Origin of the sequence: Microbacterium invictum, assembly GCF_014197265.1 — a bacterium.
GTDB lineage: Bacteria > Actinomycetota > Actinomycetes > Actinomycetales > Microbacteriaceae > Microbacterium > Microbacterium invictum.
In genome coordinates, this window is sequence record NZ_JACIFH010000001.1 from 1,705,193 (window position 1) to 1,720,247 (window position 15,055).

Consider the following 15,055-nt stretch of genomic DNA (forward strand, 5'->3'; position numbering starts at 1 on the left):
TCTGGCACCGTGACTCAGAAGGAGCGGCGCGCGACGCACAGCGATGCGCAGGGTGCCGCTGCTGCTGCCGCCCGCGAGGAGGAATCGCTCCGCGAACGATGGGAGCTGACCCAGAGCGCGCTGCGGGAGCGGCTCGACGAGCCGATCGCCCGGGCGACGGCGATCACCAAACGCACGCTGGCATGGTTTCCCGTGCGCGTGTGGCGCCACTTCCTGCAGCACAACGGGTTCCTGCTCGCCGCCGGGGTGAGCTACCAGGCCCTGTTCGCCGTGTTCGCCGCCATCTACGTCGCCTTCGCGATCGCGGGTCTGTGGCTGGGCGGCAGCGAAGAAGCCATCAACGCGCTCATCGCCGCCATCAACAGCTATATCCCGAACCTGATCCTCCCCGAGGGTGAAGGCGGGCTGTTCACGACCGAGCAGGTCGCCGCGATCGCCACGCAGAGCGCCGGAGTCCTCGCGATCACCGGTGCGATCGCGATCATCGTGGCCGCCTGGACGGCCATCGGATTCGTGACCTTCGCCCGGCGCGCGGTTCGCGACATCTTCGGGCTGCGGCCGGATCTGCGCAACTACATCGTCCTGAAGGCACGCGATCTGGTCGCGGCGCTCGTCTTCGGCGTGGCACTCATTGCGGGCTCTGCGATGAGCGCCGCCGGAACATGGGCTCTCGAGCTCGTCTTCGGGCTCTTCGGCTGGGACACGCGGTCGGGGTGGTTCGGATTCGGCGTTCGCATCGCGTCCGTCGTCGTGTCGTTCGCGCTGTACACGTTCGCGCTCGGCGCCCTGGTGCGGTATCTCACCGGCACCTCGCTGCGATGGCGCTCGATCTGGGGCGGGGCGATGCTGGGCGGGGCGGCGCTGACGCTCCTGCAACTCGCCGCCGGCATCCTGCTGTTCTACACGCCGTCCAATCCGCTGCTGGCCACGTTCGCCGTGTTCATCGGGTTGCTGCTGTGGTTCCGGGTGGTCGGCATCATCATCCTCGTTGCGGCCGCGTGGATCGCCGTGGGCGCCAAGGACGGCGACCTGCCGCTGGTCGAGCTCACCAAGGCGGAGCGCGTCGCCGCCGAGCACCAGGCGCTGCTGCTGGCCGCGAAGGTGCGGCTGCGCACGGCACACGAGGCGCGCGAGACGGCGCCGTGGTATCGGGTGTGGGTGGCCGATCGCGCCGTCCGCGAGGCGGTCGAGGAGCTGCACGCGGTGGAGGCGGTCGCTCCCCCGCCCCAGGTCAAGAGGGAGACACTGCTCGAATGAGCCGTGTCGGCGGTCGCCGTTAGGCTGGCGGGCGTGTCTCGTCGCCTCCGCATCGCCTCCGTCAATGTCAACGGCATCCGTGCCGCCGCCCGCAAGGGCATGCACCCGTGGCTCGAGCAGGCGGATGTCGACATCCTCACACTGCAGGAGGTGCGTGCCGACGCCGACACCCTCGCGGCGGCACTACCGGGCTGGCACGTCGTCGGCGACGAAGCCCTCGCCAAGGGACGAGCGGGTGTCGCGATCGCGACGCGTGAGCCGCTCGATGTGTGGCGCATCGAGCTCGGCGACGACTCTTTCGACTCGCGGGGCCGCTGGATCGAGGCGGACGTCGACGTCGACGGCGAGCTGGTGACCGTCGTCAGCGCGTACGTGTACACCGGTGAGGACGGCACCGAGAAGCAGGTCGCCAAGTACGCGTTCCTCGATGCGATGGAGAGGCGGATGCCGGAGCTCGGCGATGGCCTGGCCGTCATCACGGGCGACCTCAACGTCGGCCACCGCGAGCTCGACATCCGCAACTGGAAAGGCAATGTCAAGAGGGCCGGGTTCCTGCCGCGCGAGCGCGCCTACTTCGACCGGTTCACCGCTCCGTCCGGTGCCGAGGTCGCCTGCGTGGACGGCTCGACCGGCACGGGGCTGGGCTGGGTGGACGTCGGCCGGCAGTTCCACGGCGAGGTCGACGGCCCGTACTCGTGGTGGTCCAGCCGGGGCAAGGCATTCGACACCGACACCGGTTGGCGGATCGACTACCACCTGGCCTCGCCGACGCTGGCCGAGCGGGTCACCGACTACCGCATCGTGCGGGCACCCTCGTGGGACACACGCTGGAGCGACCACGCTCCGGTGATCGCGGACTACACGCTCGGCTCGTAGCGCGACGCCCCGGCATCCACTCCCCTCCGGCAGCCCCCGTAGGATTGACCGGTGACCAAACCGCGCCTCTACTCCGGAATGCAGCCCTCGGCCGACTCGCTTCAGATCGGCAACTACATCGGGGCGCTCATGCAGTGGCGCGATCTGCAGACGGCCTACGAGGCGTACTTCTCGGTCGTCGACCTGCACGCGCTGACGCAGCCGAACGACCCGGCCGAACTGCGGGCGAAGACCCGGCGCACGGCCGCGCAGTACATCGCGGCGGGCATCGAGCCGTCGAAGTCGACACTGTACGTGCAGTCGCATGTGCGCGCGCACGCCGAACTCGCCTGGATCCTGTCGACGATCACCGGCTACGGCGAGGCCGGCCGCATGACCCAGTTCAAGGACAAGTCGCAGCGTCACGGCGCCGATGCGACGAGTGTCGGGCTGTTCACCTACCCGGTGCTGATGGCCGCCGACATCCTGCTGTACCAGACCGACATCGTCCCGGTCGGCGACGACCAGAAACAGCACGTCGAGCTCACCCGCGACCTCGCCGAGCGGTTCAACTCGCGCTACGGGAAGACCTTCACGGTGCCGATGCCCGTGATCCAGAAGGACACTGCGCGCATCTACGATCTGCAGAACCCGGCCGCGAAGATGTCGAAGTCGGCCGAGTCGGATGCCGGAGTGCTGTGGCTGCTGGATGACCCGGCCGTCTCAGCGAAGAAGGTCATGCGCGCCGTGACCGACTCGGAAGGCTCGGTGCGCTACGACCGCGAAGCCAAGCCCGGCGTCTCGAACCTCCTGGTGATCTACGCGGCCCTGACGGGTCGGCAGATCCCGGCGATCGAAGACGAGTACGCGGGCCGCGGCTACGGCGACTTCAAGAAGGGCCTGGCCGAGGTGGTCGTGGATGAGTTCGGCCCGGTGCGCGAGCGCGCACTCGATCTGCTGTCGGATCCGGCCGAACTCGACCGCGTGCTGGCCGCGAACGCGGCGCGCGCCGACCAGGTCGCCGACAAGACCCTGGCCGACGTGTACGACAAGGTGGGCCTGCTCCGCCGCGTGTGAGGCTCACGCGGACCGCCCCTAGGATCTAGGGATGCAACCGGTCACGCTGCACACCGAACGGCTCGAGCTCTCGGTGCCGACCGCCGACGATGTCGATGAGATCTACACGGCATGCCAGGATCCGCGCATCCAGCAGTACACCACCGTGCCGGTGCCGTACGAGCGCACGCACGCCGAGGGATTCATCGACCTGGCCGCCGGATGGTGGGACGCCGGTTCGGAGACGACGTGGGCGATCCGCCACCATGGCCGCCTCGTCGGAATGATCGGTGTTCACCACCTCGGCAAGGGCGACGGCGAGATCGGGTACTGGATGGCGCCCGATGCCCGCGGCGCGGGCATCCTCACCGAGGCGGCACGCGCGGTGATCGACTGGGCATTCGCCGCCGACGGGCTCGGGCTCGCTCGGCTCGAATGGCGCGCCGTGGCCGGCAACACCGCGTCGGCACGATCGGCCCGCGCGCTCGGATTTCGCTATGAGGGTCTGCTGCGCCGCTCCCTTGTCAGCCACCGCGGGCATGAGGACGGATGGGTCGCGGGCCTGCTGCCCGAAGACGACCGCATACCGCAGCCCTGGCCGGTCCTCCCCGACTGACCGCACGTCGTCCGACCGTGGCAGGATGCCGGTATGCCTGAGATGCCGGAAGTGCAGGGTCTCGTCGACTTCCTCGCCGAGCGCACCAACGGCCTGACCGTGACGAAGGTCGCTGTCGCGAACATCGCGGCGCTGAAGACCTACGACCCGCCGATCGACGCGCTCACGGGTCGCCGGGTGAGCGCCGCGGCGCGTCACGGGAAGTTCATCGACCTCGAGACGACGTCAGAGGGGGATGCCGGAGCCATCCACCTCGTCTTCCACTTGGCCAAGGCCGGCTGGCTGCGCTGGTACGACCAGCTGGCCTCGACGGTCATTCGACCGGGCAAGACCCCGATCGCACTGCGTGTCGGGTTCAACGACGGATCCGGCTTCGACCTGACCGAAGCCGGCACGAAGAAGTCGCTCGCGTACTACGCGGTGCGCGCGCCTCAGGACGTACCCGGCATCGCCCGGCTCGGGCCCGATCCGCTCGGCCCGGACTTCGCGCGCGACACTCTCGCCGCGCTGCTGGCCGGTCGGCGCACTCAGATCAAGGGGGTGCTGCGCGACCAGTCGATCATCGCCGGAATCGGCAACGCGTACTCCGATGAGATCCTGCACGCCGCACGCATGTCGCCCTACGCTCTGGCCGCCACCCTCGACGAGGCCGAGGTCGACCGCCTCTACGACGCGATGCGCGCGACGATCACCGAGGCGATCACCGAAGCGACCGGCAAACCTCCCGCGGACCTCAAGGACGCGAAGCGGCGCGGCATGGCGGTCCACGGCCGGCGCGGCGAGAAGTGCCCCGTCTGCGGCGACGAGGTGCGCAGCGTGTTCTTCGCCGACAACTCGCTCGAGTACTGCCCGACGTGCCAGACCGGCGGAAAGATCCTCGCCGACCGCCGCCTGTCCCGCCTCCTGAAGTAGGAGCAGACCTCAGTCGACGGTCCCCGCCAGAATCCGGGCGTCGTCGTCGACCCAGTCGAGCGACTTGGACACGGCCTTCTGCCACATCCGGTAGCGGCGATCGACTTCGTCCTGCGGCATCCGCGGCTCGAACGTGCGGTCCACCTGCCAGTGCGCGCGCAGCGCGTCGAAGTCGGGCCACACTCCGACAGCGAGTCCCGCGGCATACGCGGCGCCGAGCGCGGTCGTCTCCACCACGCGAGGCCGCACGACCGGGATCCCGAGGATGTCGGCCTGGAACTGCATGAGGGCGTCGTTGCGGGTCATCCCGCCGTCGACCCGCAGCTCCTCCAGGGGCCGCCCGGTGTCGGCCACGACCGCCTCGATGACATCGCGGGTCTGGAACGCGGTCGACTCGAGCGCGGCCCGCGCGATGTGCCCCTTGTTGACGTACCGCGTCAGTCCGACCAGCGCGCCGCGTGCATCCGGCCGCCAGTACGGGGCGAACAGCCCCGAGAACGCGGGCACGAAGTAGGCGCCGCCGTTGTCGTCGACCGTGGCGGCGAGCGCCTCGATGTCCTGCGAGCGCTGGATGATGCCGAGGTTGTCGCGCAGCCACTGCACGAGCGACCCGGTGACCGCGATCGATCCCTCCAGCGCGAAGCGGGCCGGTTCGTCGCCCACCCGGTACGCGACCGTCGTGATCAGCCCGGCGTCCGATCGCACGATCTCGGTGCCCGTGCCCACCAGCAGGAAGTTGCCGGTGCCGTAGGTGTTCTTCGACTCCCCCGCCTCGAACGCGGCCTGGCCGAACGTCGCGGCCTGCTGGTCGCCGATCATTCCGGCGATCGGCACCCCGCGCAGCACACCCGGCAGCTGCACTTCGCCGACCACTGCGGACGACGAGCGGATCTCGGGCAGCATCGAGCGCGGCACGCGCCACCGCTGCAGCATCTCGTCCGACCAGTCGAGGGTCTTCAGATCGAGCAGCTGCGTGCGGCTCGCGTTGGTGACATCGGTAACGTGGATGCCGCCGTCGCGACCCCCGGTGAGGTTCCAGACCACCCAGGTGTCGGGCGTGCCGAACATCAGGTCACCGGCCTCGGCGGACTCGCGCGCGCCGTCGACGTGGTCGAGGATCCAGGCGAGCTTCGACGCCGAGAAGTACGCCGCCAGCGGCAGTCCGGTGATGTCGGCGTACGCGTCGACGCCGTGTTCGGCGATCAGCTCGTCGATCCGCGGCTGCGTGCGGGTGTCCTGCCAGACGAGCGCGTTGTGGATGGGCCGGCCGGTGCGACGGTCCCAGACGATCGCGGTCTCACGCTGGTTGGTGACCCCGACGGCGGCGATGTCGGCGGCGGTGAGACGCGCCTGCTTCTGCGCGTCGGCGAGCACCCACTGGGTGTTGGTCCAGATCTCGACCGGGTCGTGCTCGACCCGTCCGGCGCGGGGGAAGATCTGCTCGTGCTCGCGCTGCGCAGTGGCGACGATGGCCCCCGCCGCGTCGAAGACGATGGCCCGCGTCGAAGTCGTTCCCTGGTCGATCGCGATCACATGGTCGGCCACGTCGTCTCCTCCTCGAGCATCGACTCCGGGTGGGGATGCCGTGGTTTCACGCTATCGCGTCGGCACCGGCGGCTCTGGTTGTCTGCGCCCATCCGGCCGGGTCGGCCGCATGCACCGCCGCGAGCGCCCGCTCGACCTCGGCGGCCTGCGACGCGGCGTCCCACCCGCACACTTCGGCGACAGCAGTCGCGGCTTCGGCGGCGGCGTCGGCCGAGGCGCCGCCGGTGAAGGCGATGCCGGTGCGCCGCAGCAGCAGGTCTTCGAGGTGCACGACCTGCTCGGTGCGGGCCAGATGCCGCAGCTCTGCGCTGCTGTACTCCGGTGCGTGCGACAGCGCCGCGTCGGACGGGTCGGCGAGGATCGCGGCGATCACATCCGCGGCGGTCGTGCCGTAGCGGTCGAGCAGTTGCGTCGCCCGCGCGTAGCCGACGCTCGACGCATACGGCAGCAGCCACTGCCGCCGTGCGCGTTCGGTGGTCGGGTACCCCGCACCTCCGCCGATCGGCACGCCCTTCGTGCTGCGCCGGCGCGGCACGGCCAGCAGCTCGAGCACCCGGTCGGTGACGTGCGCAGCTGAGGCCCGGAACGTGGTCCACTTGCCCCCCACGAGGCTGAGCACGGTCGCGCGGGACGCCCCCGGCATCCGCTTCGCCTCGATGCGATAGTCCCGCGACACGAACCCGGGCGCGAGTTCGCCGTGCCCGGGCAACGGCCGGACGCCCGAGAACCGGTAGACGATCTGCGAGCGCTCGACCCGGATCGAGGGCAGCACCTGCAGGATCAGGTCGAGGAAGTAGTCGACCTCCTCCTCGGTGCACACGATCGGATCGCGCATGTCGTGTTCGAGATCGGTGGTGCCCACCAGCACCCGGCCCTTGAGCGGGTAGATCAGCACGATGCGCCCGTCGGAGTGCTCGAAGAACAGCTCGCGGCCGCCGGTGGCCTGCAGCAGCTCATCGTGATCGAGAACGATGTGCGATCCCTTGGTGCCGCCCATGTACTGCGTCGGGTCGCCGAGCGCGTCGTTGGTGAGGTCGGCCCAGGGCCCCGAAGCGTTGACGATGACGGATGCCGTGAACGCGAACTCCTCGCCCGACTCGAGGTCGCGCAGCACGACCCTGCCATCGTCGGCCGCGACCGCCTCGACGTAGTTCGCCGCACGGGCACGCTCTGCGCCGGCGTGCCGCCCGTCGCGCAGGACGTCGATCGCGAGTCGCTCGGGATCGTGCAGCGAGGCGTCCCAGTACGTCGCGGTGTACCGGATGGAGGGGTTCAGCTGCGGCAGCTTCGCGAGCGAGCGGCGACGACCGTCGAACTCGTGGCGCGGCACGGTGCCCTTGCCGAGCAGGCCCCCGCCGCGCGAGAACGAGTCGTAGATGACCAGACCGATCTTGATCAGCACGGCCCCGCGCTCGCGCGGCTTGCCGGCGCCGTGGCGCAGGAAGCGCAGCGGCGCGGAGAGGATGCCCGAGAACGTCGAGAAGATCGGGATCGTCGTCTGCAGCGGGCGCACGTAGTGCGGTGCGGTCTTCAGCAGCGCGTTGCGCTCGGTGACCGCCTCGTGCACGAGGCGGAACTCGCCGTTCTCGAGATACCGGATGCCGCCGTGGATCATGTGGCTGGATGCCGCGGACGCGCCCGAGACGAAGTCTCCGCGCTCGACGAGCGCGACGTCGACTCCCTGCATCGCGAGATCGCGGAATGTCGCGAGCCCGTTGATGCCCCCGCCGATGACGAGCACGTCGGCGTACGGGCGCTCGCGCAGCTCCGCCGCTGGCCTGATCGGTCTGTCCATCGATCGCACCTCCCCGCCCTCAAGGCTACGTGGTCCCGGTGGTCATACGCGGAAGGCGAAGGTGACGTCGCGTGGCGGGAATGCGGCGCACATCGACGCGTTGAGTACACTCGAGAGCAAAGCAACGTGCTCCGGGGTCGGTGAGAATCCGAACCGGCGGTGACAGTCCGCGAACTCCTCGATCACTCGGGGGGTCGATCCGGTGGAATTCCGGGACCGACGGTGATGCGACGTGAGTCGCGAGTCCGGATGGGAGGAAGCACGAGCGACGCCTGGTTGTGTCAGGCGGCGCCCGCGGTGTCATCCGCGCCCCCGGAGTCAGACCGAAGGACCAGGGATGAGCGCGACGGACGCCGAGCAGGCCGCGATGCGCCGCGCTCTCGCGCTCGCGCAGAAAGGGCCACGGGGAGTCAACCCGCAGGTCGGCGCCGTCATCCTCGACGCCTCCGGTGCCGTGCTGTCCGAAGGGTGGCACCGTGGCGCCGGCACCGCGCACGCCGAGGTCGACGCGCTCTCGAAGCTGACACCCGGCGCCGCGCGCGGCGCGACCGCCGTCGTCACCCTCGAGCCGTGCAACCACACCGGCCGCACCGGGCCGTGCGCCGAGGCGCTCATCGCCGCCGGCGTCGGTCGCGTGGTCTACGCCGTCGACGATCCGGGACGCGCATCGTCCGGCGGTGCCGATCGCCTCCGCGCCGCCGGCGTCGAGGTCGCCGCAGGGACGCTCGCACGTGAGGGCGCGGCGCTGCTGGACTCCTGGCTCACCGTGCAGCGACTCGGGCGGCCGCACGTGACCGTGAAGTGGGCGCAGTCCCTCGATGGCCGCGCGGCCGCGGCCGACGGCACCAGTCAGTGGATCACAGGCCCCGACGCCCGCGCCGACGTCCACCGTCGCCGCAGCGAAGCCGATGCCATCGTCGTCGGCACCGGCACGCTCCTGGCCGATGACCCCGCCCTGACCGCGCGCCGGCCGGACGGCTCACTCTACGAGCGCCAGCCGGTCCCGGTCGTGCTCGGCGCGCGCGCGATCCCCGACGCCGCCGCCATCCGCAGCCACCCGCACCCCGTGCTGCACCGCGACGGCGGCAACCTGTTCGCGGAGCACGCCGGCACCGCCGAGTCCGACTCGGTGCTGGCCGAGCTGCGCGCACGCGGCGTTCAGCGCGTGTTCGTCGAGGGCGGTCCGACGATCGCGAGCGCGTTCCTCCGCGCGGGCCTGGCCGACGAGATCCTCGCCTACATCGCTCCCACGCTGATCGGCGCCGGCATGGACGGCACCGACCGGCCCGCGCTGGGCGGCCTCGGCGTCGCCACGATCGCCGACCAGCACCACTTGACCGTGGCATCCATCGACAGACTCGGCGAGGACCTGCTGATCGTCGCCCACCCGGCATCCACCTCGAAGGAGACCGTCTGATGTTCACCGGAATCATCGAAGAGCAGGGCGAGGTCACCGCCGTCGCACCCGCCGGCGACGGCCTGCGGCTCACCGTGCGCGCGCCCCTCGCGGTGTCGGATGCCGGACACGGCGACTCCATCGCGATCAGCGGAGTCTGCCTCACCGTCGTCGACCAGACACCCGAGGGCTTCACCGCCGACGTCATGAAGCAGACCCTGGACATGACGACGCTCGGTCGCGTGGGAGCGGGTACCCGCGTCAACGTCGAACGGGCCATGGCCGCGCACGGCCGCCTCGGCGGGCACATCGTGCAGGGCCACGTCGACGGCACCGGAGAGGTGCTCGAGGTGCGTCCGGGAGCGCAGTGGCGCGTCATCCGGGTGGGGATGCCGGCATCCCTCGCCCCGCTCATCGTCGACAAGGGGTCCGTCGCGCTCGAGGGAGTCTCGCTCACCGTCAGTGCCACCTCGGCCGCCGACGCGCGGACGCACTGGTTCGAGGTGTCGCTGATCCCCGAAACGCTCGAGGTCACCACCCTCGGTGTGCTCGCCGCCGGCGACCGCGTCAACCTCGAGACCGACATCCTCGCGCGCCACGTGCAACGCATGCTCGCCTTCACCACCCCGACAGACCCGACGAACGAAGGAGGCTCCCGATGAGCCTTTCCCCCATCCCCGAGGCCCTCGACGCGCTGCGCGCCGGCAAGCCGGTCATCGTCGCCGACGACGAAGACCGCGAGAACGAGGGCGACATCATCCTCTCGGCGGCCCTCGCCACCCCCGAGTGGCTCGCCTGGACGATCCGCTGGTCGAGCGGGTTCCTGTGCGCGCCGATGCCGGCCGATTGGGCCGACCGCCTCGACCTGCCCCCGATGGTCGCGGTCAACGAAGACAGCCGCGGCACCGCGTACACCGTCAGCGTCGATGCCGCCGACCGCGTGTCGACCGGGATCAGCGCGGCCGACCGCGCGCACACGCTGAACGTGCTGGCGAACCCCGAGTCGACGCCGGCGTCGGTCATCCGTCCCGGCCACATCCTGCCGCTGCGCGCCGTGGACGGCGGCGTGCGCGAGCGCGCGGGGCACACCGAAGCGGCCGTCGACCTCATGAAGCTCGCCGGTCTGCCGCCGGTCGGCGCGATCGGCGAGGTCGTGGCCGAGGACGGCAGCATGATGCGCCTGCCCGGCCTGATCGAGATGGGTCAGCGCGAGGGAATCCCGGTCATCACGATCGAGCAGCTCATCGCCCACCTGAACGACCTGCCGTCCGACCCGGGCACCGAGGCGCACATCGACAAGTCCTCGAAGCGCCGCGTGAGCCTGCGCGCCGAAGCGCAGGTGCCGACCGCGCACGGGACGTTCCGGTTCCTCGCGTACAAGGATCGCGTCACCGGCACCGACCACATCGCGGTCGTCGCCGGCGACCTCACCGAGGCGGCACCGCTGGTGCGCGTGCACTCCGAGTGCCTCACCGGCGAGGCGTTCGGCTCGCTCAAATGCGAATGCGGCCCTCAGCTCGACGCCGCGCTCGAGGCCGTCGCGACCCGCGGTGGTCTCGTCATCTACATGCGCGGCCACGAGGGGCGCGGCATCGGCCTCATCAACAAGCTGCGTGCCTACAGCCTGCAGGAGCAGGGTCTCGACACCGTCGACGCCAACCTCGCCCTGGGCCTGCCCGCCGACGCCCGCGACTACGCCGCGGCAGCCGGCATCATGGCCGACCTCGGCATCGAGAAGCTGCGCCTGCTCACCAACAACGCCGACAAAGTCGGCCAGCTGCGCGATCTCGGCCTCGACATCGTCGAGCAGGTGCCGCTGCTGGTCGGCGTCGGTGCGAACAACCACCAGTACCTGAGCACGAAGCGCGACCGGATGGGGCACCTCATCGACACCGCCGCGCTCGACGCCGCCCTGGCCCGAAGCGAGGAGAACGCATGAGCGGACACGGAGCACCCGAGACCCAGATGGTCGACGCGACCGGGCTGGACCTTGTCGTGGTCGCCGGCCAGTGGCACGACGTCATCACCGACGGGCTGATCGCCGGCGCGAGCCGCACGCTGGACGCCTCCGGCGCGAGCTGGCGGCTCGTGCGCGTGCCGGGCTCGTTCGAGCTGCCCGTCACCTGCAAGGCGGCGCTGGATGCCGGGGCCGACGCCGTCGTCGCACTGGGCGTCATCATCCGCGGCGGCACCCCGCACTTCGAGTACGTCTCGGCGGCGGCCACCGACGGTCTGACCCAGGTCGCGCTGGCCACCGGCAAGCCGGTCGGATTCGGCGTGCTGACCCTCGACGACGAGCAGCAGGGACTCGACCGGGCGGGCCTGCTCGGCTCGAAGGAGGACAAGGGCGCCGAGGCTGCGGATGCCGCACTGCGCACGGCGCTGCTGCTGCGCGAGCTTCGCGATGTGACGCCCGGGGCCTGACCCACCGATCCGCACCTACTGGTGGCAGCTGATCCTCGGCACGTTCATCGTGCTGGCGACGTACGTGCTGTTCTCCCTGATGGCGAACTTCCCGCTCTCGTACGGCACACCCAACCTTCAGTCCAACATAAGGTACGGTGAGGGCATGGAAACCCTGCGCCACGTCGTCCTTCTGGTCCACCTCGTCGGCTTCGCCATGCTGTTCGGCGGCTGGGTCGTCGAATTGATCGGCAAGCGCGGCATCAACCGCGTCATGCACTGGGGCCTGGCCGTCGCGGCCGTCGCCGGCCTGGCCCTCGCCGCCCCGTGGGGCATCGACTACGACATGAACTACGCGAAGATCGGCACGAAGCTGGTCATCCTGATCGTGATCGGCGCGCTGCTGGGCATCGGCACCGGTCGCGCCCGCAAGTCGGGCTCGGTGCCGCCGGTCATCTTCTGGCTCATCGGCCTGCTCACCCTCGCGAACGCGGCGATCGCCGTCCTCTGGCGCTGACGAACCCTCACCCGCAGCGGCTGCGTGCTCGATACGGGACGTCAGTCCAGGAAGAGAGCCCGCAGCCGCTTCGTCGTGAAGACGAGCCCGATGGCGATCATCACGACGTAGTAGAGGACGTGCCAGAGCATGTCGGAACTGAGGATCCCCGTGGTGAGGCCGCGGATCAGCTCCACACCGTGCCACAGCGGGAACGCCATGACGATCGCCTGCACCGCCTCGGGGTACACGGTGATCGGGTAGAAGGTGGCGGAGAACAGGAACATCGGCAGCAGCACGAAGTTGATCCAGTCCATGTGCTGGAACGTCTTCATGTAGCTGGTCACCGCCATGCCGAGGCTGGCGAACCCGAAGGCGATCAACAGGACCGCCGGGATCGCCAGGATCGCGGTGGGCGCGAGGTTGAGCCCGAGGATCTGCATGATGATCATGAAGCCGGTCGCGTAGAGCAGGCCGCGCAGCAGCGCGTAGAGGATCTCACCCAGGGCGACATCGAGCGGGCCGAGCGAGGTCGAGAGCATGCCTTCGTAGAGCTTGCCGTAGTTGAGCTTGAAGAAGACGTTCCAGGTGGAGTCGTAGATCGCGCCGTTCATCGCCGACACCGCCAGCAGCGCCGGGGCGATGAACGCGGCGTAGGGCACCTCGACGCCCTGCGAGGTCTGGACGTCGCCGACGAGCGCCCCGAGCCCGATCCCCATGGATGCCAGGTAGAAGACCGGCTCGAAGAATCCCGACAGCACGACGATCCAGCTCGACGAGCGCGCGGCGATGAGGCCGCGCTGCACGACGGCGCCGGGGTTGCCCGCCCAGAGCGCGCGCACCCCGCCGCGCCGCGCGGCATCGGTGCCCGCGTCACTGTGCACGACGGTCACTTCGCGAGCCTCTCGACGAACACGCGCCGGCCCCACACGTAGCCGGCCACGCACAGCACCACCAGGTAGCCGATGTGCACGGCGATCATCCCCGGCGCGACCGGGGCACCGTACGTGGCGACGCGGCCGAGTTCGGCGCCGTGCCAGAGCGGCGAGATCCATCCGATCCACTGCAGCCATGCCGGCAGGGTGTCAAGCGGGTAGAACGTGCCCGAGAACAGGAACATCGGCATGAAGACGAACCGCTGCACGAGCGCGAACTGGCCCCTGTCGTCTTCGATCGACCCGGCGTATGCCATCAGCGGAATGCCGAACGCGAGCCCGGCTGCGACGCCGGCGAAGATCGACAGCCAGCCGGTCTCGGGGTGCGGGACGGCGCCGAAGATCCAGATGAACACGTAGTACGCGGCGACCGCGACCACCATGCGCGCGGCCGCCCCGGCGATCACGCCGTTCGCGATCTGCGGGCTCGACAGCGCCGATGCGTTGAACCCGTAGAAGTACCGGCGCCACTTGAATCCGGCCATGACCGGGTAGGTCATCTCCTCCGACGCGACCGAGATGGCCGCGGTCACCAGCAGCGCCGGCGCAACGAACACCAGGTATGAGACCTGCACGCCACGGTCGTCGATGGGCGCGTCGATGAGCATCGCCAGACCGATGCCCAAGCCGAGCAGATAGATGATCGGCTGCCCGAGCGCGCCGACGATGATCGTCCAGCCGTAGGCGCGCATCGCGCGGACCCAGTGCTCGGTGACGTACCAGCTGCCGAACCGGCGCGGCTTGCGGCCCCATTCGAGGGCCTCGGCGCGCAGCTCGTCGATCGACGGGTGCGCGGTGAGGGCGTCGGCGCTCATTCGATCAGCGTCCTTCCCGTCAGCCGCAGGAACACATCCTCGAGGCTCGACCGGCGCACGAGACTGGTGATCGGCTCCAGACCCGCCGCCGTGACCCGCTCGAGCGCCTCCTCGCCGTCGTGCGTGTAGACCAGCACACGGTCGGGCAGCACCTCGACGCGGTCGCCGATGCCCTGCAGCTGCCCGGCCACCTGCTGGTTGCGGTCGGAGCCGAACCGCACCTCGAGCACCTCGCGGCTCGAGTGCTCGCGGATGAGGGATGCCGGAGTGCCCTCGGCCATGATCTTGCCCTTGTCCACGACGATGAGCCGGTCGCACAGCTGCTCGGCCTCGTCCATGTAGTGGGTGGTCAGCACGAGCGTCGTGCCGCGCTCCTTGAGGCGGAACAGCCGGTCCCACAGCACGTGGCGCGCCTGCGGGTCGAGGCCCGTGGTCGGCTCGTCGAGCAGCAGGATGCGCGGATCGTTGATGAGACCGCGCGCGATCGTGAGGCGGCGCTTCATGCCGCCCGACAGCTGATCGACCTTGCTCTTGGCCTTGTCCTCGAGTGCTGCGAACGCCAGCAGCTCATCGGCCTTCTGGTGGCAGACCTTGCCGGGCAGGCCGAAGTAGCGACCGTAGATGTAGAGGTTCTCGCGCGCGTTGAGCTCGCCGTCGAGGTTGTCCTGCTGCGGCACGACGCCCAGCCGCGACCGGATCTCGGGCCCGTACTGGTCGGGGTCGAGCCCCAGGATCTGCAGGTCGCCGCTCGTGCGGGTCGACACCGCGCCGATCATCTTCATGGTCGTGGACTTGCCTGCGCCGTTGGGGCCGAGCAGCCCGAACGACTCCCCCGGCGCGACCTCGAACGAGAGTCCGTCGACAGCGAGGAAGTCGGGCTTGCCCTTCACCTTGTACGCCTTGACGAGGTTCTGGGCGGAGATCACGGGTTCTGGCACCGGACTACCCTAACGCCACCCACCGAACGTCAACAC

Annotated in this window: 15 protein-coding genes and 1 riboswitch; of the genes, 10 read left to right on the forward strand and 5 right to left on the reverse strand. The window is 69.9% G+C overall.

From position 1 onward, the window contains the following. The first annotated feature begins 9 nt into the window (after positions 1-9). Genes BKA10_RS08210 through BKA10_RS08230 form a run of 5 tightly spaced genes read left to right on the forward strand, consistent with a single transcriptional unit; the run spans position 10 to position 4,696 of the window. Positions 10-1,257 (forward strand): YhjD/YihY/BrkB family envelope integrity protein, encoded by a 1,248-nt coding sequence (locus BKA10_RS08210; RefSeq protein ID WP_183499447.1) that lies wholly within the window; start codon positions 10-12, stop codon positions 1,255-1,257. Between the two features lie 33 nt (positions 1,258-1,290). Beyond that, positions 1,291-2,133 carry an exodeoxyribonuclease III gene (locus BKA10_RS08215; protein WP_183499448.1) on the forward strand — a complete coding sequence of 281 codons (843 nt, stop codon included), beginning with the start codon at positions 1,291-1,293 and terminating at the stop codon, positions 2,131-2,133. Between the two features lie 51 nt (positions 2,134-2,184). Then, entirely contained in the window at positions 2,185-3,189 is a 1,005-nt protein-coding gene (gene trpS, locus BKA10_RS08220; RefSeq protein ID WP_183499449.1) for a tryptophan--tRNA ligase, read from the forward strand. Between the two features lie 31 nt (positions 3,190-3,220). Further along, positions 3,221-3,784, forward strand: a complete 564-nt coding sequence (locus tag BKA10_RS08225) for a GNAT family N-acetyltransferase (RefSeq protein ID WP_183499450.1) — start codon at positions 3,221-3,223, stop codon at positions 3,782-3,784. A 33-nt stretch (positions 3,785-3,817) separates the two neighbouring features. Further along, on the forward strand, positions 3,818-4,696 hold the full coding sequence (locus tag BKA10_RS08230) for an Fpg/Nei family DNA glycosylase (RefSeq protein ID WP_183499451.1): 879 nt from the start codon (positions 3,818-3,820) through the stop codon (positions 4,694-4,696). 9 nt (positions 4,697-4,705) lie between these two features. Here the strand turns inward: BKA10_RS08230 and glpK are convergent, their stop codons facing one another. Next, positions 4,706-6,241 carry a glycerol kinase GlpK gene (gene glpK, locus BKA10_RS08235; protein ID WP_183499452.1) on the reverse strand — a complete coding sequence of 512 codons (1,536 nt, stop codon included), beginning with the start codon at positions 6,239-6,241 and terminating at the stop codon, positions 4,706-4,708. A 46-nt stretch (positions 6,242-6,287) separates the two neighbouring features. Continuing rightward, the gene (locus tag BKA10_RS08240) at positions 6,288-8,036 is read right to left on the reverse strand and encodes a glycerol-3-phosphate dehydrogenase/oxidase (protein ID WP_183499453.1); all 1,749 of its coding nucleotides are present in this window, start codon (positions 8,034-8,036) and stop codon (positions 6,288-6,290) included. Between the two features lie 123 nt (positions 8,037-8,159). Then, positions 8,160-8,302, forward strand: a riboswitch (FMN riboswitch). Between the two features lie 71 nt (positions 8,303-8,373). On the opposite strand from BKA10_RS08240, the gene ribD reads away from it, so the two are divergent. From ribD to BKA10_RS08265, 5 genes are all read left to right on the forward strand, one after another. Further along, the gene (gene ribD / locus BKA10_RS08245) at positions 8,374-9,453 is read left to right on the forward strand and encodes a bifunctional diaminohydroxyphosphoribosylaminopyrimidine deaminase/5-amino-6-(5-phosphoribosylamino)uracil reductase RibD (RefSeq protein ID WP_183499454.1); all 1,080 of its coding nucleotides are present in this window, start codon (positions 8,374-8,376) and stop codon (positions 9,451-9,453) included. Then, complete coding sequence (locus BKA10_RS08250; RefSeq protein ID WP_183499455.1) at positions 9,453-10,094, forward strand: riboflavin synthase; 642 nt, start codon at positions 9,453-9,455, stop codon at positions 10,092-10,094. Before ribD ends, BKA10_RS08250 begins: the two co-directional genes overlap by 1 nt. Next, positions 10,091-11,371 carry a GTP cyclohydrolase II gene (gene ribA, locus BKA10_RS08255; RefSeq protein ID WP_183499456.1) on the forward strand — a complete coding sequence of 427 codons (1,281 nt, stop codon included), beginning with the start codon at positions 10,091-10,093 and terminating at the stop codon, positions 11,369-11,371. Before BKA10_RS08250 ends, ribA begins: the two co-directional genes overlap by 4 nt. Next, positions 11,368-11,856 carry a 6,7-dimethyl-8-ribityllumazine synthase gene (ribH, locus tag BKA10_RS08260; RefSeq protein ID WP_183499457.1) on the forward strand — a complete coding sequence of 163 codons (489 nt, stop codon included), beginning with the start codon at positions 11,368-11,370 and terminating at the stop codon, positions 11,854-11,856. Before ribA ends, ribH begins: the two co-directional genes overlap by 4 nt. Positions 11,857-12,001: 145 nt before the next feature. After that, positions 12,002-12,352 (forward strand): Fe-S protein, encoded by a 351-nt coding sequence (locus tag BKA10_RS08265; protein ID WP_183499458.1) that lies wholly within the window; start codon positions 12,002-12,004, stop codon positions 12,350-12,352. A 41-nt stretch (positions 12,353-12,393) separates the two neighbouring features. Here BKA10_RS08265 and BKA10_RS08270 read toward each other — a convergent pair whose 3' ends face one another. From BKA10_RS08270 to BKA10_RS08280, 3 genes are read right to left on the reverse strand one after another with little or no spacing between them, the layout of a single operon-like run. Continuing rightward, on the reverse strand, positions 12,394-13,224 hold the full coding sequence (locus BKA10_RS08270; protein ID WP_248198862.1) for an ABC transporter permease: 831 nt from the start codon (positions 13,222-13,224) through the stop codon (positions 12,394-12,396). After that, positions 13,221-14,081 carry an ABC transporter permease gene (locus BKA10_RS08275; RefSeq protein WP_183499459.1) on the reverse strand — a complete coding sequence of 287 codons (861 nt, stop codon included), beginning with the start codon at positions 14,079-14,081 and terminating at the stop codon, positions 13,221-13,223. The genes BKA10_RS08270 and BKA10_RS08275 overlap by 4 nt, the downstream gene beginning before the upstream one ends. Beyond that, positions 14,078-15,019 carry an ATP-binding cassette domain-containing protein gene (locus BKA10_RS08280; protein WP_183499460.1) on the reverse strand — a complete coding sequence of 314 codons (942 nt, stop codon included), beginning with the start codon at positions 15,017-15,019 and terminating at the stop codon, positions 14,078-14,080. Before BKA10_RS08280 ends, BKA10_RS08275 begins: the two co-directional genes overlap by 4 nt. Positions 15,020-15,055: the final 36 nt, after the last annotated feature.